Origin of the sequence: Streptomyces sp. NBC_00459 (assembly GCF_036013955.1) — a bacterium.
Classification (GTDB): domain Bacteria; phylum Actinomycetota; class Actinomycetes; order Streptomycetales; family Streptomycetaceae; genus Streptomyces.
Genome location: NZ_CP107903.1, coordinates 5,206,600 through 5,224,114, shown reverse-complemented (window position 1 = coordinate 5,224,114; position 17,515 = coordinate 5,206,600). Strand labels below are relative to the sequence as shown.

Genomic DNA, 17,515 nt, shown 5'->3' with positions numbered 1-17,515 from the left:
TACGATCGTTCACCATGGGCGTGTACATGAGCCAGCATCGGACAGATGCGGCACCGAAGCGAGCATCAGAATCGGATGCCGAGTTCTTCGAACGGATCGCCGGTCCGTTCTGGGACCAGGTTCGGGATGTGATCAACGAGTGGTGGTCGCACTTTCCCCCCGATGCTCAGCCCGGCCTGCGTAGTCGGCTACGGGATCGCAATTCCGACGCGAACGTCTACTCCGCGTTGTGGGAGCTGTACGTGCACGAGATGCTGCTCGGCTCTGGTTGCACGGTGGAGATCGAGCAGCAAGTAGGCACAGGGGGCAAGTACCCAGACTTCCTGGTCACCCGTGGCGACGTGCAATTCATTGTCGAGGCGATCTGGACAGCCGAGAATCTGGACGCAACCGGGAGCAGCTCGCTCCCGCCTCAAGTGGCGGACGCGATCGACCGCGTTCCGAGCCCAAACTTCTACGTGTCATACAAGGTTGTCAGCGCTGGCTCGACCACTCCGCAGCAAAAACGCTTGAAGAACGAGCTGACACTATGGCTGGCAAGCTTGGACCCCGACCAGGTCATTGCCGAGTATGAGCAGAAGGTGCCGCTACCCAAACATACCTGGCAGGAGGCAGGTTGGCGCCTCAACTTCGAGGCGATCCCCCGCAGCCCCGGCAGACGAGGCGATCCGACGAGCAGGACAATAGGCATCCATCCCTGGATTTGGGTCGCCGATGACTCAGATCGGGTGCTCAAAGCCGTGCGAAAGAAGGGCAAGAAGTACGGCGACTTGGCGCTGCCATTCATCGTTGCAGTTGGTAATTCGGCCGTCTTTCCGGAAGATGAGGACACCGAGACCGCGTTGTACGGGACCTCGGTCGAGTACGCCCACCGCACCGGATCGACTTTCGGTCGCAATCCCGACGGCTACTGGACTGCTGCACAAGATCAGGCCCATAGCCGGGTCAGCGGCGTGCTGACCGTCAACAACCCGGCACCTTGGACCTGGGCGAAAAAGGTCCCAGTCCTCTGGCAAAGCCCCGCACCTGGCTCGCTTCCGGCCCCCGTTCTTGCCACCTGGGAAACGGTACAACTGGCCGATATTCACGTCGAACGTCAGCCAGCGGCTCGCCCCATCCACACGTCTCTTGGTCTGCCTGAGCACTGGCCGATCGGGGATGCTTTTCCCCGGCGTCGGCCAAGCTCCGAAAGCTGAGGGCCCGACGCGAACGGGCGGATGCCTGACGTGTGGAGAGCGCCCAGGGACCAGAGCAGGTCCCCTCGTCATACCGAGCAGAGGTGTCTTCACAGCCCAGTAACCGGCTGCCCCGTGAGTGCCTGGATGATCTGCCAGATGGCAGCATGCTCCTGCACTTCACGTGGGATCGCGACCTTGTCGACCGGCTACTGCTCACCGTCGAACGTGCCGGCCGCATCCATACCAAGACAGGGGCCACCGTCCCCAACGCGTCTACTACGAGTCGCATCTCTTCCTCCTGTATGCCCTACCTCGCGCACCCCAGCTGCCCGACTTGCAAAGTTCTGTTGTGCGCCCTCGGCAGACTGGCCGCGCTCTCGGCACGTCCCTTGCGCTGTTCGGCTCGTAAACTTCTCTGGCCACTACTACGGCACCAACTCCTCGTGCATCATGGCCTCTTATGGATGAGGGAATAGTCGCGCTGATAGCGGCGGGTTGCGGGCTTCTCGGCTCGATACTGGGAGCTGCTTTCACGGCATGGGCTACCAAGGCCGGAGCAGACAAGAGCGCTGATGCTGTACGCGGACAGGCTCACGACCAGGCTGCAAACGAGCACGCTCATTGGCTACGGCAACAACGCCTTTCCGCCTGCGAGGGATTCCTCGACGCTTGGGACGAGTGCACCCGCAGGCGAAAGGAGCTGGCCCGTCCAGCAGAGGAAGGCCAACATAGGCCCCTTCGGACCGAACTGCACCAAGCGGCAACTCGCATGCTGGAACGTGCGCGGCGAATATCGATTCTTGGCCCTGAAGAAGTTGCTCAAGCCGCTCAGGCAATCTCTGACGCAACCATGGAGAACATCGATAGAGAAGACAAGTTCGGCCGATACATCGAGGCAGCCGTCGCACGTCTACGGGATCAGGAAAGGCGTGTCCGTGAGCTCTCACCCGACCTAAAATTTGAGCAGCTGAATCAGGTACTCACCCACGCTGGCGACTTAGAGAGCTTACAGGAACTCTATTCTATAGAGGAGCTGGAGAGGATCCTGGGGAATGCGGAGCGCTCCATGAAAGCGGGAGAAGAGTGGCTCAGCAGGATGATCACATTCGGGGAACTAGGGGGTGAAATAAACGACGAAGGAGCGCGCTTCCTGGAGGATTTTAAACGCAAAATTCAGGTGACCGAAGAGAATAGGGCGGTCTTCGTTCGCACCGTGCGGAACTCAATCGCAAGTCCGCCCATACGTAACGACTGATCAGCCTAGCTCTTCGCCAGAAGTCGGTCACTCTTAAAGTACTGACGCTGTTCACCAGCTGATGGCGATCCTCGATCGGGAGAAATCTTAGCTGTCTCGCGGGTAAGTTATCGCGCGACGCTTTCCTGCAGCCTTTGCCATTCGCAGTGCGACAAAACTTTCACGCAGAGTTTCACCCATCCCGGCCGAGAATGTAAATTGCCCCGGGCGCTGGAGGCCCGAGAGCCGATCACATATAGAACCAATGTCAGGGTTGTCGATTCGCGCCAAGATGCTATCACCCCCCGCCGACACGACGTAGACGCCTGGGATTTCGTTAAGTGAATCAACCAGTTGGTCAATCGATGCAGAAATCTCCTTGGATGACGCCACGAACGAGTCGACGTCGTTCGCTAGAAGGTGCGCTTCAACCTTGCCCCCTACATCGTCACCATCGATGATCAAATAAGACAACACGGCTCCATTTCTCGGGGCTGTCAAACTATACATAGGAAATAATTTCGGTTCTCGGACTGAGAGGCAAAAGGGAGCCGAGGGCAAAGGCAAGCGACGTTGGGGCCGAAATAAATAGGCGCCCTTCCGGAACTGGCCCGTGTACTGCATTCATGGAGGAAAGGTGACTCGCCCAACCCTGTAGAGTGCGTTTCAGTAGTTCATTATATGCGCGGTGATCATTGGGGAAATCTGGGCACTCGATCACAAGTGCTGTGCTGCAGATATCGCCTGCGTTCACTTGGTAGCGGGCATGAGTACCCGCAGCTGCCGCAGCTTGGGCATCCATGGCGCGACTTGCGGAATTTTGAGAGATGCAGACGATTAGTGCATGCCTGTTTATGTTTCCAGGATTCAAATTTACGGTCTGAATCTGCACCGCACTAGGGAGCTGATAATTGACCTCCGAGGTGCGCGGCCCCGTGGGCGTTCCTACGAGCTGCAGGGGAGGCAAAGCCCCAACTGCACCCGAGTTGGAAACTTGGTGTACGGCGATCTCCTGAAAATCGTGGACTCTCAGGGATGCCCCCTGCGCACTATTAAACACCTCCCGTCCAAGCTGGAATGAGTTCTCAAGGCCGCTGGTAAGATAAAAGGAGATTTCACTCGACTTTCGAGGATTCTCCTCCTTAAGTCGGGCCTCGATCACTTTCTGCGTCAGCCGCCTTCTATCTACTCCTGAGCCCGGATGCAGTTCGTCGGCATTTACGTAGAAAAAGCTAACGTGTTTAGCTTTAGCCTCTGCTGCATACTCCAGAAGTCTCGCATCCGACCACCCGGAAGTTGGTTCTGGCTGCAGGAATACAGCGACTCCGACTCCGGAGCGTCCATGGAGGCTAATCCAGCTAGCAGCCAGGATGAGGAACCCTGCAATCAGAATGCAGATTTCAGTTCGCTTGCCGCCGGGAATCATTCCGAGAAAATCGGGAAGCGTGGAAGCTACAATGGCAGTGCCGATTGCCGCAACCAGCGCAGCAAAGATCGCTCGATCCTCGTTAACTCTTCGGTAGCTTCGCCTAATGCGGCCCGCCATCTCGCCCCTTACCCACCCGCGTAGTCAGTAGCACCACAGCCGTAATCTACCGGGTCTTGTGTTCGTCCACTGGCGATCGCATCCGACCTTGAGCGCATGAAGTCGTCGGGGTAAGTGACAGAACCGTTGCCATCAATGCGCCCGTGGCCTCACACCTGGCGCACTGCCTGACAGATGCGGGGGTCGCACGTGCGGTCTTCGGCGAGGTGGCCGAAGTGGCCTGCCGAGTCGGGGTAGTCACGCAAGACCGCCGCGGCGGTGGCTGCGGCATCTGCAGGGTGAGGTCCGGGCTGACGACTGGGCTTGTGTGCCTGGACCAGCGATGTGGTGGATGAACACCTGGGACTGAGGACGTGGACGGTTTCCATCCCGTCCGGGCAGGGTGACGCCACGCTCGTCCCTATGCCCATCCTTCCAGCGACACCTGAGGCCCACCGGTGAGATACCGGTGGAGCGCACTCGCAGTGGTGTCCACGAACTCCTCGGGGATGGCATCGGCATCAACCCAGCAGACCTGGGCGTGCTTGCGTGGCTCACGGTTCTCTGGTTCGCCGGTCCACTCGTGGGCGGCGAAGACGACGGTGAGGAAGCCGTTGGGAGCCTCGACGCCCCACGCACCGTGAATGATGTGGGCGACCTTGAGGGACTCCGGCTTCACGGTCAGGCCGGTCTCCTCGTACAGCTCGCGTACGGCGGTCTGGATGATCGGCTCGCCGCGTTCGCTCTTGCCGACAGGCAGGTCCCACATGCCCTGGGCGAACTTGGCGTTCTGACTCCGCTGGAGGAGCACAACCCGGTTGGTGGCCTTGTCGTGGACGATGACGGCGGCGACCAGCAGGGTCATGGATTCGAGGGCGGGCGGTAGGGCTTTGGGCTGATCGTCGGTGGTCCGCTGAGCCACGGCTGGTGTCCCTTCGTCGGCCGGTTGGTGGGCAGCTTAGGCCAGTGCTTCGCGTGCGCGGCGGGCGAGTTCGGCTGCTCCGGGCACTTTGCGGCGCTGGTAGATGGAGAGGGTGGAGCGGAGCGAGGTGATGGCCTTGCGGGTGCGGTCGGAGGTCATGCCTTCCATGAGGGTCAGGGCCTGGGACCAGGCGGCGACGGCCTCGTCGGCGCGGGCCTGGGCGGCGAGGCTGTCGCCGAGGTCGGCGTAGGTGAGGGCGTGGACGCGCCTGTACTTCTTGGGGTCCCAGCGGATCAAGGCGTCTCGGTGCTGCTGCTCGGTGCCGATGTGGTCGGCGAGGTCGGTCAAGGTACGGGCGGTGTGGCTGGCGACGGTGCCGGCGGCGGGGCCGCTGACGCGGGAGTAGCTGGGCTGGAGGCTGTCGTCGCGCAGGAGTGCGCCTTCGGCGGCGAGCAGGGCGCGGGCCGCTGCGGGCCTCTCGCCGACGGCGGCGTAGGCGCGGGCGTGGGTGATGTGGAGGAGGGCCTCGGTCTGGCCGTCGACGTGGCCCAGGCCGCGGATGAGGGCGCCTTCGACGAGGTCGACGCAGTGGTGGGGCTGCTTGAGGCTGAGGGCCTGGTGGGCGAGGGCTCGCATCATCCAGGCGGCGTGGCCGTGCGGGTCGGCTTCCCAGGCGAGCTGGTAGCCGACCTGGTAGTAGCGCTGGGCGGCGCCTTCCTGGCCGAGGTCGTGGTGCTTCCACCCTGCCAGGTAGGCGAGTTCGGCCACCGCGCCGAAGGCTGCTCGTCGTAGGGCTTCGCTCGGGAAGCGGCCCCGGAGCATAGGCGCGGCAGTGTCGGCGAGGTACGCGGTGACGGTGGTCAGGCCGTGGCCGCCGCCGAGGCGTTCGTCTGCCGCGCTGAAGGCGGCGGTGATCTGCCGTACGACGTCCACGTCCTCCGCTCCGACCACGGACGTGCCGGTGCGGGCGCGGAGCATGCGGGCGGTGGCCTCATGGTCGTGGGCGAGTGGCATCGCAACGCCGGCGGTGGTGAAGGCGGCCACCGCGAGGAAGCGGCGGCGCTCAACATCGGCCCGGCCGAGGTCAGTTGCGGCCAGGACGGGGTCCCCCTCCGCCTGCTCCTCGCCATCAGGTGCGCGCAGACCGATCTCCGTCTGGGTGATGATGCGGCCCGTTCGGCGTGACAAGGCTTCGGCGAGGTACTGGCCAGTTCGGCCGGTGGGCTGGCGAATGCCGTTGGCCCAGTGAGAGACGGCCGACTTGTTGGTCTGGAGGATCTCGCCGTTCTCGGCCGCGATGCGCCGGACGTCTCTGGCCAGGGCTTCGTAGGTGCAGCTGGTCGCGGCAATGGTGTCGCGCAGGCGGGAGTTGGGGTCTCTCGACGCTGCCACGCTCACCTCCCGTCCGGGGCTGTAAACCGTGTATACCGCTTCAACTGCCTCTCACCGTACCCACTGTGCGTGACGAAGTGTTCACTAGTCATCAGCCGCCCGGCCCCGGTCCGACACCGCGACCAGGCTCCCCCTTCGGCCGGGCGGCCCCCGAAGTTCCGTACGCCCACACCGGGTTCGGGCATCCCTGTGCCCAAACCCGGGCCGATCAGAGACGGAGACACGGTGACCACCATCGACACCGCGGCCATCACGGTCGTACTGCCCGAGGCGTTCGACGAGCGCTGGAGCCGCTTGCCCGGCATCCAGGTCGACGGCCGGCGCATCACCATCGACCCGGCCAAGTACTTCTTCCGCTTCGAGTCCAGCACCTGGCTCGTCGCCGACTGGGAGCTGGTCAAGTCCCAGCTCCTGGACGTGGAGGAGACGACCGCGAGCGCGGTTGAGCAGCTCGCGCTGGAGTTCATCAAGGCCCACGCCCAGTCGACCTCGGACGCTGCCCGGGTGCTCGTCACCGCCTACGAGGTGTACGCGTACCTCTTCCGCGACGAGCATCTCCCCGCCCTCGGCCTGCCGCAGTTCACCGCCGACCACCTGCGGATGCTGCGCGAGGCGGCCACTCTGATGGCGCTCAACAAGGTCGAGCTGGACGGACACATCTCCAACGTCGGCCCGTGCTGGTTCTTCCCCGCCGCCACCTCCGTGGTCTTCGACCTGGACGACGAGACGGGCGGCATGCTCGATGAGGTCTACCACGGCGGCTGGTTCAACGAACACCGCCGCATCGAGGCCATCAAGGCCCACGCAGCCCTCGGCGGACGGCTCGTGCACGGCTGCCAGTCCGTGCCGGACCAGAGCGGTGGCGTCGTGGCGCCCTACGGTGCCTCGATGAACGCCTTCCGCGACGACCTCGCGGCCTTCAAGTCCGGGTGGATCGAGCAGGTCTACGCCCACCGCGTGAGTCCTGCCGCGTAGCAACACCGTCCTGGCTCCGGGGTGGGCCGGCACCTCTCGCCCGCCCCGGACGCCACCAACTCCCTGGAGCCCCCACGTGACCGCGAACCCCAGTACCGAACTTCTTGACAACCTGCTCACTCTGGCCGGCCGGACCACCACTGTTCGCGAGGAGGTGCGCGTGTGGTCCATGTCCGGCGTCGAGCGTCTGACCTTCCCTGACGGCGCCACCGCCATCTTCAAGTACGCCAAGAGGCCGTTCGACGGCGAGGACCAGGCCCTCCGGCTGGCCCACACTCTCGGCGTCCCGGTGCCAGCCGTTCGCGCCTCCGCTGTGCTGGACGGCTGGCTCGGGATGCTGCTGGAAGACCTCGGCGCTCCGATCCGCGTGGCCGATGACCTCGACGGCGCAGCCGCGGCCGTCGTCCTGCACGGCACCCGCACCGCCTCCGCCCTGCCCGTCCTGGATCAGGAACGGCTGCGCACCCTGCCGAACCGGGCCCTGGAGTACCTCGGTCGACTCCGCAAGGCCGACCGGTGGCAGGACGCGGACGACGTCGAAGACGCGCTCGACCAGATTGCCCAGGCAGCTGAAGCGCGCTCGGCCGGTGCGACGGTGGCTCCTTTTGGCTGGGTGCACTCCGAGTTCCACCCCACCAGCCTCCACATCGGCCGACACGGCTGGCGGCTGCTGGACTTCGCCCGCGCCTTCACCGGCCCCGGCCTGCTTGACCTCGCCAGCTGGCACGGCACCCTCGATACCCCCGACCCCGTCCGACTGCGCGTCTTCCTGGACGCATACGTCACTGAAGGCGGCACCCCCGACGCCCTCGCCGAACGCGGTGGCCTCCCCGCCGAGAAGTGGGCGCTGGGCTGGCATCGCATGTGGGCCTTGGAGTGGTTCATGGAGCAGTCCATCCGCTGGATCAACGACCCGGCCACCGACCCCGCCTACATCAAGGCCGTACGCCGCCATCTCACTGATGTCCTCCACCTCTTGGAGGTCTGACGTGCTCGCCCAGGCGTCTCCCTGGCACGCCCACGCCCTCCAGCGCACCACGGCCAGCCCCGCCGAACCGCTGTCCGTACCCGCCCGGATGGAATGGACAACCCGGCCCGGCAGCGGACCCGGCGCCGAAATCCTCGGCCCCGACCTGCGCCACAAGCGACTGCTGGAACTCGGCTGCGGCCCCGGCCACAACGCCGCCCACCTCGCCACCCGCTACGGCGCCCACGTCACCGGCGTCGACCTCGTCGGCCTCCAAGTACGCCGAGCCCGCTCGCACTACGGCCGACTGAACAACCTCACCTTCGTCGCAGGCCACGCCCTGCACTACCTGCAAGCCACAGACGAGCAGTTCGACGCCGTCTACTCGGTCTTCGGCGCCATCGGACTCGTAGCCCCCGAGCTTCTGCTCCCGTCCATCGCCCAGCACCTCAAACCCGGGCGCACTCTCGCCTTCTCTGTCCCCCATCCCCAGCGTGGCGGCCTACGCCCCGCCATCGACGACCGGCCCCGCCGCGACTTCGTCACCCTCCCCGACCGCAGCCGACTGCCCATCGCCCGCTGGGACTTCTACACCGACCGCTGGGAGAAACACCTCGACCGCGCCGGGCTCTGGCTCACCTCGGCCGAGGAGTTCCACGACGCGCGCCACCGTGGCCGCTGGCCCACCACCCTCCTCATCACCGCGCGCAAGCTCTGACCCCCGTCCCGGCTCCCCTGGGAGAAACCGATGCGCCCGCCCTACCTACTGCTCGACGTCGACGGCATCCTCATACCTTTTCCGGACGCCGAAGGGGCCAGTCCGGCAAGCCACAATCGGCACGAGGTCGTGCCCGCTGATCGGAGCGCTGACGACCCGGTCACCATCTGGCTCAACCCTGCGCATGGCCCCTTGCTCATGCACGTGATCCGGACCGGCCTGGTCATCCCCGTCTGGTGCACCAGCTGGCGCCACGACGCCACCACTCTGATCGGGCCGCTCCTCGGCCTCTCACCCCTGCCGTTCGTCGACCTCCCGCGCCCGCAGATCACCACCAGCCACCCCAACGGGTATCTGTGGAAACGCGATCACGTCGACACCTGGCTCGGCGACGCGCCAGTCATCTGGATCGACGACGACTTCACCGTCCTCGACCACGAATGGGCAGCGGAACGCACCGCCCGCCGCCAAGCGACCGCCCTTGTCCAGCCTGATCCCCACGTCGGTCTGCTGGCCGAGCACTTGGTCGAGGTCCTGGCGTGGGCCGCGCTGTTGCCCGGTGCACAGGCCGATGCCCCAGCCGTTCCGCATGAAGCCGAAGCCGCATAACGCGGACAAGCCGCAGGACGCGCTCGTACCCTCACCACCGCGAAAGGCGAGGGCGCTATCCCGGCGTGGCAGTGCTGGCTCAGCAAACGAAGCGTTTCCCGCCTACCGGCGCTGTTGATTCCGCTGTTCAGCAGTTGTCGCCGCTACCGGTGAGGGCTGGGGCCCCCGGCTCTGCTGGACAAGCGTCGAGCTTGCAATGGTCGAGCGTCGGCGGGCGGCCTCCGCACGGCGGTTGGGTGCCGGGTTTCGGCCGGTGTGCTGAATGCGGGTGATGAGCACGCGGGCGGGTTGGCGGGCAGTGTCCAACTCTCGCTGCGCAGCGGCCTCCTTGAGGAGCTGATGGGGTTGGTGGCCGCGGGCTTCGGCGTCAGCGAGGACGGTGACGAGTGCTGGCCAGGCCGGATCGGAGAGGATCCGCTCGGCGTGGTCGGGGACAGCTGCTCGTACATCGCTGACCAGAACACGACGCACCTCCTCCCTTGGCGGTCGGGCTGCGAGTTCGGCGAGCGTCGGAGCTAGCGCACGGTCGGCAGCTGTCTGGAGGTGCTGGACGGCCTGGCGGGCTGCGTCGGCCTGGTGGGCGTGGTTCTTCGCTTCGTGCCAGCGCCCGGCGACGACGGCGGCCCAGACGAGGGCTGCGATCAGGGCTGCGAACGCGCTGCCGTCGGGGCCTGTGGCGGTGTGCACGATGTCGCGTGCCGCGCTGCGCAGGGCGTGGGCGGCACGGTCTTCCGCCAGGATCTGGGAGCGCTGGGCTCGGGCGAACACCTTGGAGGCGGCCTGGAGTTCGGCGCGCAGATTGGCGGGTGCCTTCTGGGCGGTGGCTTCAATCAGTTCACCGAGGGCGGTGATGTGGGCCTGGGCGTGTGTGTCGTCGGCGAGGTCGGTGTCGAGGGCGTCGGTGGCTTGGTGCAAGGGGGTGCTGAGGTGGTTGCGGCGGGCGGTGGGGTGTTCTTCGGGCCGGCTGGATTCGAGACGGGCCTTGATTTTGGGCAGGGAGAGGTCGGGGGAGATCTTGCTTCCGGGGTGGTAGATCTGCTCGCCGGCCTCGTTGACGTCGCCGGGGCGGCCGACGGCATACCCGAGGAGGTCCCCTGACGGGCCGCGCCGGACCTGGACCTCGATGCCGCCGGCTTCGAGGTAGGCGATGAATTCCTCGGCGTTGGTCACGTGGGGAATGGCCGCGCGGACGCGGTCCTGGAGCCACTCGGGGCTGGGCTGTTCCCAGCCGAGGCGTTCGGCCTTGTGCATCTCGGCTTGGGTGGGGCGGCGGGCGCCGGTGCGGTCGCCCTTCTTCAGGCGGCGCAGCCCGTAGTCCTTCTCGATCTCGCGGCAGGCGTCGCCGACGCGGAGGCCGCTGTCGTGGAGCTTGGGACGCCGTCCGTCTTCGCGGACGGTGGTGGCGAGGATGTGGATGTGGTCGTCGGCGTGGCGTACGGCGATCCAGCGGCAGCCCAGGTCGTCGCCGGCGGGGGCGATGCCGGCGGCGTGGACGATGCGCTGGGCGATCTCGCCCCACTCGGCATCGGAGAGGTGGCGGTCTTCGGGGGCGGCGCGGACCGGGCAGTGCCAGACGTGGTCGGTGACCGGCTTGCCGAACTCGCTGTTGCGCAAGTTGACCGGCTCGTCGAGGTAGTGGCTGAGGTCGGTGAGGGTGGCGTTCTCGTCGCGGCCGGGGTCGGGCATGCCGAGCATCGCGAAGCCGACCACGATGTGCGGGTCGAAGTGCTCGTCGTGGGTTCCGCGGCCGTAGAGGTACGCGAGCAGGCCCCGGGTGTTGGCCCCGGCTGGCTTGATGGCGGCGATCACGCTGTTCAGACCTCCTCCGGGTCGGCGGGCTGGCGGAGGGCCTCGGCGATCAGTTCCAGCAGGTCGTGGAGTTCGTCCAGGCGCTGACGTATGTCGGGTGGGGTGTGGTCGCTGTTGAGGGCGCGGGCGATCTGGTTGACGTTGACGCCGATCCGGTTGAGCTGGCGCAGCACCTGGGCGCGGAACATGTGGGTGCGGCGGCGGTCCTCGGACAGGGGCAGGTTGGCGGTGAACCGGCCGGTGACGAAGGCGAGGACGATGTCGGCGGCGAAGCCGGAGTCGCCCTTGTACCCGTGCTCGGCGGATGCCTCCTGGAGCTGGGTGTGCTCGTCGCCGGTGAAGCGCAGCGGGCCGACGCGCACGACCCGCTTGGTGCCGGTGAAGCGACGGATCGTGGGCTGCACGCTCTTCACAGCAGGCTCGCCGGCGGCGACGGCTGGGCTGTCTGCGGGGCGCAGGACGGCTTGCTGGACGGAGTGAAGCGTGTCCAGGTCGGAGCCGCCCTCGGCCCCGACTCCCTGGTACGGCGCCCCCTGGCGCCGGGCCGTCTCCGCCACCCCCGGGGCGGAGACCCCCGAAGACCGGCCATGAGTCGGACTCGGGGTACTACTGGCTCCGCCAGGGGCAGCCCGTCCGAACGCCTGCCGCAAACGCCCCAGCAGCGTAGGGGACTTCACCAACAGCATCGACTCGTCGGGAGTGCGGTCGAGGTGGTCCGGGTGGTGTGTCACGAGCTGTTCTCCGGAAGTGGTCGCAAGGGCAGGTGGGGCGCCGGGGAGGGGTCAACAGGGTGTTGGTGATCGGCGCCCCATCCACAGGTGTGGATAAACGGAGGGCGGATGGGGCGGTGGCCGACTGGCAGGGGTGACCGGAAGCGGTTCCGGCGACCCCGTCGGGATTCCGGTCAGTTGCTGTCCGGACCTGTTCCAGCAGCTTCGATTTCGGGCCGGAGGATCTCCATCACCTCGGTCTGCCGCTCACTGCCGATCGTCAAGTCCCTGTCCTTGACGGCCTTCCGGAGAAGGGACCGGCTGAGCGTGCCGTGCTCAGCGATAGTGATCCGGCCGATCTCCACAAGTTCCTCAACCGTGGCGCTTGCTGGACGGCCACCGCGCGGCTTGCTCTCCGAAACCCGGACCGGTGGTTCCGGCGGCCCGGCGGACATGGTCGCCACCATGCCGGCGGGCTGTACGGAAGGGGTGTCCGCAGGGCCTGCGGGTTGATCGACGAGCTGGTGGATCTGCCGCATCAGGACACCGAAGGCCAGCAGCGCGGCGGTCGGGGGAACCGCAGCGACCACGTAGTCGAGCAGGGGCACGGCGCCGGTGCCACCCGTGCCGCTGACACCGGCCACGTTGAGCGCGATGGAGCCGACCGATCCGGCGGCCGTGAGAGCGATCGCCCCCTTGTCGGTCACCCGGCGCAGGCCCGCGCGGAGCATGAGCAGTTCACCCGCGACGATGAACGCGTCCAGGGTCGCCGGCCAGGCCCACTGGCGGACCGGGGAGCTCTTGAGGCCGTGTTGTCCGGCGACCTCGGCGAGATGCGCGTACGAGAGCCAGAACCCGCCGGCCGTGAGGGCCACGATGACCACGCCCGCTGCGATGAGCGTGAATCGCTCGGCAGCCTGCTTGGTCAGCATCGGCCGTCCCTCGTCGAGGCGGTTGTCCTGGCGGCTGGAGGTGGAAAGCTTGGTCAAGCGGGGTGCTCCTGGGCGTTGTTGGTGTGGTCCGTCTTTGCCGTCTTGGCCGTTGCAAGCGCAGGTCAGGGCAGGTACGGCATGGGGTTCGGTCTGCCGTCCCGGCCGATGCCGAAGGCGTTCTCCGACCTGTTCGGCCGGGACGGCGTAGTGGTGTGGTGCCGTCCCGGCGGCTGACGCCCTGACCTGCGGCGATACGGCGGGGACGCGCGGGACGGCACGAGACGGATCGGGACGTGGTCCTGGCCAGGCAGCGCGCTCATCATGATCGCGTTGCCGTCTTGACCCTGGTTGCCGTCTTGTCTGCATGCCGTTTGACCTGCGAGATCACGGCAGGGACGCCAGGGACGGCCACCGGGGGGACGCGGGGTTCAGCCCGAAGCGGTGGCGACGGGCTCAGGGTCCACCGGGTGGACGGCGGGGCAGTAGCGCCGCCACGCGTCGAGGAACTTGTTGCGCATGTAGCCCTTGCGCTGGGTCCCGTCGGCGAGGCGGACGTTGCCGGGCTTGATGACGTACGGGCTGAGCATCCTCGCCAGTTCGCGGGCATCCAGCCCGTTGCGCCCCCACTCCGCCCACGGCGCCTCGACATCCTGGCGCAGGTGGTACAGCAGCTCGTCCGTGGAGAGGCTGTCCACCTCGCGCTGGGCGGCGAAGACCCTGCGGATGTCGGCGAGAATCCGGGCTCCGCCGGGCCGTTCCTCCTCCGCCTCGACCTCTGCGGCCACCATCCGCGCACACGCCGTACGGGCCCGACGAGGCCAGGACCCGGCAGCGAGGTCGGCGATGATGACCAAGGGTTCCCAGGTGTCGGCGGCCCGGTCCTCCACCGGCAGGACCGGTTCCACCTCCGCCGCCTCGTCCAGCGACGGCCGGGCCCATGCGGCGATGCGGTCCCGCAGTTCGTGGAGCCCGGGGATGTCGCGGCGGGAGCGGAAGGGCTTGACGTGCTCCCCCTGGGCGCGACGGCGCATGCGGACCACGACCGACCGGTCCATGATCGTGTCGGGCAGGTCACCGATGCCCGCGAGCGCGGCCATGGCGAAGGTGGCGAACCGGTGCGGGGTGTGGTCGTTGCCGACGACCCGGGTGACGTACCGGTTGCGCTGGTGGCCGGCGTTGAGCAGGCCGCGCATCTCCTCGTTCTTCTCCGCCTGCTTCGGGGTGCCGAAGATGGTGTCCGCCTCGTCCACCAGGAGCGTGGGCGGCTCCTCGGTGATCGACCGGAAGACCGCGGCCGGGGTGGTGTTGATGGTGAGCATCGGCTCGTGGACCGTCTCGGTCAGCACGTCCAGCAGCCGTGACTTGCCGCACCGCTTCACCGGCCCCACCACCGCCAGGCGCGGCGCGTGCTGCCACGCGGGCTGCAGATGTGTCGCCGCCACCCACAGGGTGACCGCGTCCAGCGCCTCCGGCGAGGGCAGGATCACGAACTTGGCTATCTGCGCACGCAGTTCGTCCAGCAACGCCGAGCCATGGGTCGGCTCTGGATCCGGCGCCGCCGCCTCCTCTGCGGGCTGATCCGCCGAAGTGGCTTCAGACGCAACGTCGTTGGCGGACGTCAGAGCCTCCCTGGCATGGCGGCCTGGTTGGCCGGGGACGGAGACGGGCGGCCACGAGGGCTTGTCGGAGTCGGAATAGGGCTCGGCTCCCGCATGTTCCACGGGGCAGCTCCTCGTCTGGCGGTGGCGGGCTTGTGCGCCCTTGCCGCCGGGTTGGTTCTTCCAGGGCCGGTCGGGGTTGCTGGGGTCTCCGGCGTTGCATCGCCGGAGACCCGCCCCCTTCTCACGGGCACCAGGCCATCGCGAGGGAACACGGACGGTACGTCCACACCCGGCAACAGTCCAGCGCTTCTGTGTCAGCTCAGCGCAGAATGGTTTGCTAGTCTGCCGCCCCATCACGCCGCCAGGCCCAACAGATCGAGCAGATCCGCGGTCACGACCCGGTAGGCGTTGCCGAGCCTCAGCACCTTGCACGGGTACTCGCCCCGCTTTGCCAACTCGTACCCCTTGCTCCGCCCGAGCCCCAGAGCACGGTTGCCTGTTTCCAGGTCAACCGACACAGGGAGGGCAAGCAGCTCTTCCCGGCTCATCCCTTTCGCGCCCGTCATCCGCCCGGCCGTCGCGTCTTCGCGCATACAGCGCGCCCCTTTCGGTACAGCCCACGGCGAACGTGACCGTCACGTCCGGCTCCAGGCGTCTACCTACCAGGATGACCAAGCTAATGTGTCTCCATGACACAACACGGTGTGGATGCTGATGAGGACGACGTCCCGGAGTGGACGGACCGGGTCAAGGCCAATATCGCCGGCGAAGTCCGGCGGAGAAGAAAGGAGATGGGGTGGAGCGCACAGGACTTGGCGGACCAGTGCGAGCAGCTCGGGCATCCCATCCCTCGCAACGTCATCGCCAACATGGAGTCCGGCCGCCGGGCCAGCCTTCCCCTGGTGGACGTCATGGTCCTGGCCGCCGCCCTGGAGACGTACCCGGTCTGCCTGATCTTCCCGGTCGGCTACGTCGACCGGACCCAGGAACTCCCCTTCCAGAGCCTCGTGCCCACCTGGGATGCCCTACGCCGCTTCACCGGCGACGAGGACATGCCCTCGTACGACGCGGGCTTGATCCCCGACTTCGAAGCGCACGCCAGCCTCGTACGCACCGCACTGGCCGCCCTCGAAGAGGAAGAACGGGCCCGGTTCGCAGTCAAGACGGCGACCAACCGCGCCCAGCAGGAAGAAGCCGAGCGCAGGCGGACCAAGTATGCCGACGAGGCCGCCTCCGCCAAGTACAACCTCCGCTACCTCCGCCGCGACATCCGCGACGAAGGCGCCACCCCACCCCACCTGCCACCCGCCCTGAGCGACGTCGACCCACCCGAACCCAGCCCCAACACCACCCCGGAGGAACGCCTTTGAAGGGCTCCACCCACCGCCGCTGCTACTGCCGTGACCCCGAGACTGGCAAGCCGCTCGGCAAGAACTGCCCCAAGCTCTCCAGCCGCAAGCACGGCTCGTACTCGATACGCCAGGAACTCCCGCCGACCGCAGACGGCGCCCGCCGCTCCTTCAGCCGCGCCGGCTACGAGTCCCTCAAGGCCGCGCAGACGGACCTCGACCACGTCCGTTCCCTGCTGGCGCTGGCAGAGAAGGACGACCCCGACAGCCTCCGGCGCCTCGTCGACATGCTGGAGAAGGTCGCGGTCGAGAAGGCCCCGCTCCCAGCCATCGAGGAGACTCGGCGCCGCCTGAGGGCGGGCCTGGCCCTCCGTGGCAACCTCACCGTCGGCGAGTGGCTGGACCAGTGGTTCGCCGCGAAGAAGCGACGCAAGACCACGCTCAACGCCTACGCCTCCCACATCCGCGTCCACTTGAAGCCGCGCATCGGCCACGTACGCCTCGACCGGCTCAACGTCGGCCACCTGGTGGAGATGTTCGACGCGATAGCCGACGACAACGAGGTGATCTCAGCCGAGAACGAGGCCCGCCGCGAGCAGATCGCCCGCTGCAAGCCGAGCACGCCCGGTCGCCCTGTCAGGGCGGAGCGGAAACGACTCGCCCCCGAACGAGCCAAACTGGCGGAGATGAAACCGTTCCGGAAGATCACCGGCCCGGCCACCCGTCAGGCGATCCGCCGCACCCTGCGCGCGGCCCTGAACTCCGCGATCGCACAGCAGCTCATCACCTTCAACCCCGCCTCCCACGTCGAGTTGGAGTCCGGCAGGCGCCCGAAGCCCCTCCTGTGGACCGATGAACGCGTCCGGCGGTGGCGAGAGACCGGTCAGATCCCCGGCCCGGTCATGGTCTGGACGCCACAGCAGTTCGGCGCCTTCCTCGACGCAGCCGAGGGCGACCGGCTTTACGCGATCCTCCACCTCATGGGCACCCGTGGCCTGCGGCGCGGCGAGGCGGTCGGCCAGGACTGGCACGAGATCGACCTCGACGTCGGCCTCATCACACCCGCCAAGGAGATCGTGGTGGACGGCTGGGACATCTACGAGTCGGAGCCGAAGACGGACGGCAGCGCGAACACGATCGCGCTCGACAGCACGACCATCTCCGAACTGCGTGACCACAAAGCCCGCCAGGAGAAGGAGCGCGCGCAGTGGGGCGATGCCTGGCAGGACACGGGCAAGGTCTTCACCAAGGAGGACGGCTCCTGGCTGCACCCGGGAACCGTCTCCGAGACCTTCCGCCGCATCCTCGCCACGACCGACCTGCCACCCATCACCCTGCGGGACCTACGCCACGTCACCGCGACGCTCACGCACGGAGGTGGCGGCGACATCCACACGGTGAAGGAGACACTGCGGCACTCCACCATCACGCTGACCTCGGACACGTACACGAGCCTGCTCCCCGAACTGGACCGGGAGATCGCCGAGAAGGCGGCAGCGTTGGTCCCGCGCCGCCTTCGAAACGGCACCAAGTAGGCAGGGTGGGTACCGGTGAGGTGGCAAGATCCCACAGCCTGGCCCTACGGTCTTGTGAC

The 17,515-nt window shown here is 66.9% G+C and carries 17 protein-coding genes; 8 read left to right on the top strand and 9 right to left on the bottom strand.

Going from position 1 to position 17,515, the window contains the following annotated elements; translation table 11 throughout:
* Positions 1–14 precede the first annotated feature (14 nt).
* Together OHN74_RS22980 and OHN74_RS22975 are read left to right on the top strand one after the other, a co-directional pair.
* The gene (locus OHN74_RS22980) at positions 15–1,196 is read left to right on the top strand and encodes a hypothetical protein (protein WP_327696430.1); all 1,182 of its coding nucleotides are present in this window, start codon (positions 15–17) and stop codon (positions 1,194–1,196) included.
* Between the two features lie 832 nt (positions 1,197–2,028).
* Positions 2,029–2,433, top strand: a complete 405-nt coding sequence (locus tag OHN74_RS22975) for a hypothetical protein (protein ID WP_327696429.1) — start codon at positions 2,029–2,031, stop codon at positions 2,431–2,433.
* 87 nt (positions 2,434–2,520) lie between these two features.
* Here the strand turns inward: OHN74_RS22975 and OHN74_RS42925 are convergent, their stop codons facing one another.
* The 4 genes from OHN74_RS42925 to OHN74_RS22960 form a co-directional block, all read right to left on the bottom strand.
* Entirely contained in the window at positions 2,521–2,922 is a 402-nt protein-coding gene (locus OHN74_RS42925; protein WP_443060430.1) for a mCpol domain-containing protein, read from the bottom strand.
* Complete coding sequence (locus OHN74_RS22970; RefSeq protein ID WP_327696428.1) at positions 2,915–3,958, bottom strand: hypothetical protein; 1,044 nt, start codon at positions 3,956–3,958, stop codon at positions 2,915–2,917. Before OHN74_RS22970 ends, OHN74_RS42925 begins: the two co-directional genes overlap by 8 nt.
* A 400-nt stretch (positions 3,959–4,358) precedes the next feature.
* Positions 4,359–4,859, bottom strand: a complete 501-nt coding sequence (locus OHN74_RS22965) for an NUDIX domain-containing protein (protein ID WP_327696427.1) — start codon at positions 4,857–4,859, stop codon at positions 4,359–4,361.
* Positions 4,860–4,895: 36 nt separating this feature from the next.
* Complete coding sequence (locus OHN74_RS22960; RefSeq protein ID WP_327696426.1) at positions 4,896–6,251, bottom strand: tetratricopeptide repeat protein; 1,356 nt, start codon at positions 6,249–6,251, stop codon at positions 4,896–4,898.
* Positions 6,252–6,476: 225 nt separating this feature from the next.
* Between OHN74_RS22960 and OHN74_RS22955 the strand changes: the two genes are divergently transcribed.
* The 4 genes from OHN74_RS22955 (at position 6,477) to OHN74_RS22940 (ending at position 9,520) form a co-directional block, all read left to right on the top strand.
* Positions 6,477–7,226: a hypothetical protein gene (locus tag OHN74_RS22955; RefSeq protein WP_319289556.1), complete on the top strand. Its 750-nt coding sequence runs from the start codon at positions 6,477–6,479 to the stop codon at positions 7,224–7,226.
* Between the two features lie 76 nt (positions 7,227–7,302).
* Positions 7,303–8,214 (top strand): aminoglycoside phosphotransferase family protein, encoded by a 912-nt coding sequence (locus tag OHN74_RS22950; RefSeq protein ID WP_327696425.1) that lies wholly within the window; start codon positions 7,303–7,305, stop codon positions 8,212–8,214.
* A 1-nt stretch (position 8,215) separates the two neighbouring features.
* Positions 8,216–8,911 (top strand): class I SAM-dependent methyltransferase, encoded by a 696-nt coding sequence (locus tag OHN74_RS22945; RefSeq protein WP_327696424.1) that lies wholly within the window; start codon positions 8,216–8,218, stop codon positions 8,909–8,911.
* Between the two features lie 30 nt (positions 8,912–8,941).
* Positions 8,942–9,520, top strand: a complete 579-nt coding sequence (locus OHN74_RS22940) for an HAD domain-containing protein (RefSeq protein ID WP_327696423.1) — start codon at positions 8,942–8,944, stop codon at positions 9,518–9,520.
* 102 nt (positions 9,521–9,622) lie between these two features.
* On the opposite strand, the gene OHN74_RS22935 is transcribed toward OHN74_RS22940, so the two are convergent.
* The 5 genes from OHN74_RS22935 to OHN74_RS22915 form a co-directional block, all read right to left on the bottom strand.
* Complete coding sequence (locus tag OHN74_RS22935; RefSeq protein ID WP_327696422.1) at positions 9,623–11,329, bottom strand: relaxase/mobilization nuclease domain-containing protein; 1,707 nt, start codon at positions 11,327–11,329, stop codon at positions 9,623–9,625.
* A gap of 5 nt (positions 11,330–11,334) precedes the next feature.
* Positions 11,335–11,886, bottom strand: a complete 552-nt coding sequence (locus OHN74_RS22930; protein WP_327696421.1) for a MobC family plasmid mobilization relaxosome protein — start codon at positions 11,884–11,886, stop codon at positions 11,335–11,337.
* Positions 11,887–12,233: 347 nt separating this feature from the next.
* Positions 12,234–13,028 carry a DUF2637 domain-containing protein gene (locus OHN74_RS22925; RefSeq protein ID WP_327696419.1) on the bottom strand — a complete coding sequence of 265 codons (795 nt, stop codon included), beginning with the start codon at positions 13,026–13,028 and terminating at the stop codon, positions 12,234–12,236.
* A gap of 371 nt (positions 13,029–13,399) precedes the next feature.
* Positions 13,400–14,692: a DUF3631 domain-containing protein gene (locus tag OHN74_RS22920; RefSeq protein WP_327696418.1), complete on the bottom strand. Its 1,293-nt coding sequence runs from the start codon at positions 14,690–14,692 to the stop codon at positions 13,400–13,402.
* Positions 14,693–14,925: 233 nt separating this feature from the next.
* Positions 14,926–15,165, bottom strand: a complete 240-nt coding sequence (locus tag OHN74_RS22915; RefSeq protein WP_189151693.1) for a hypothetical protein — start codon at positions 15,163–15,165, stop codon at positions 14,926–14,928.
* A 96-nt stretch (positions 15,166–15,261) separates the two neighbouring features.
* On the opposite strand from OHN74_RS22915, the gene OHN74_RS22910 reads away from it, so the two are divergent.
* Both OHN74_RS22910 and OHN74_RS22905 read left to right on the top strand, forming a co-directional pair.
* Entirely contained in the window at positions 15,262–15,942 is a 681-nt protein-coding gene (locus OHN74_RS22910; protein ID WP_327696417.1) for a helix-turn-helix transcriptional regulator, read from the top strand.
* A complete protein-coding gene (locus OHN74_RS22905) occupies positions 15,939–17,456 on the top strand; it encodes a site-specific integrase (RefSeq protein ID WP_327696416.1) in 1,518 nt (505 codons plus the stop codon). Before OHN74_RS22910 ends, OHN74_RS22905 begins: the two co-directional genes overlap by 4 nt.
* Positions 17,457–17,515: the final 59 nt, after the last annotated feature.

What these genes read in the sequence shown, in the direction of transcription:
- OHN74_RS22975 (WP_327696429.1), top strand. Translation starts at nt 2,029, where the DNA reads ATGGAGAACATCGATAGAGAAGACAAGTTCGGCCGATACATCGAGGCA.
- OHN74_RS22980 (WP_327696430.1), top strand. Translation starts at nt 15, where the DNA reads ATGGGCGTGTACATGAGCCAGCATCGGACAGATGCGGCACCGAAGCGA.
- OHN74_RS22915 (WP_189151693.1), bottom strand. Translation starts at nt 15,165, where the DNA reads ATGCGCGAAGACGCGACGGCCGGGCGGATGACGGGCGCGAAAGGGATG.
- OHN74_RS22940 (WP_327696423.1), top strand. Translation starts at nt 8,942, where the DNA reads ATGCGCCCGCCCTACCTACTGCTCGACGTCGACGGCATCCTCATACCT.
- OHN74_RS22910 (WP_327696417.1), top strand. Translation starts at nt 15,262, where the DNA reads ATGACACAACACGGTGTGGATGCTGATGAGGACGACGTCCCGGAGTGG.
- OHN74_RS42925 (WP_443060430.1), bottom strand. Translation starts at nt 2,922, where the DNA reads ATGTATAGTTTGACAGCCCCGAGAAATGGAGCCGTGTTGTCTTATTTG.
- OHN74_RS22970 (WP_327696428.1), bottom strand. Translation starts at nt 3,958, where the DNA reads ATGGCGGGCCGCATTAGGCGAAGCTACCGAAGAGTTAACGAGGATCGA.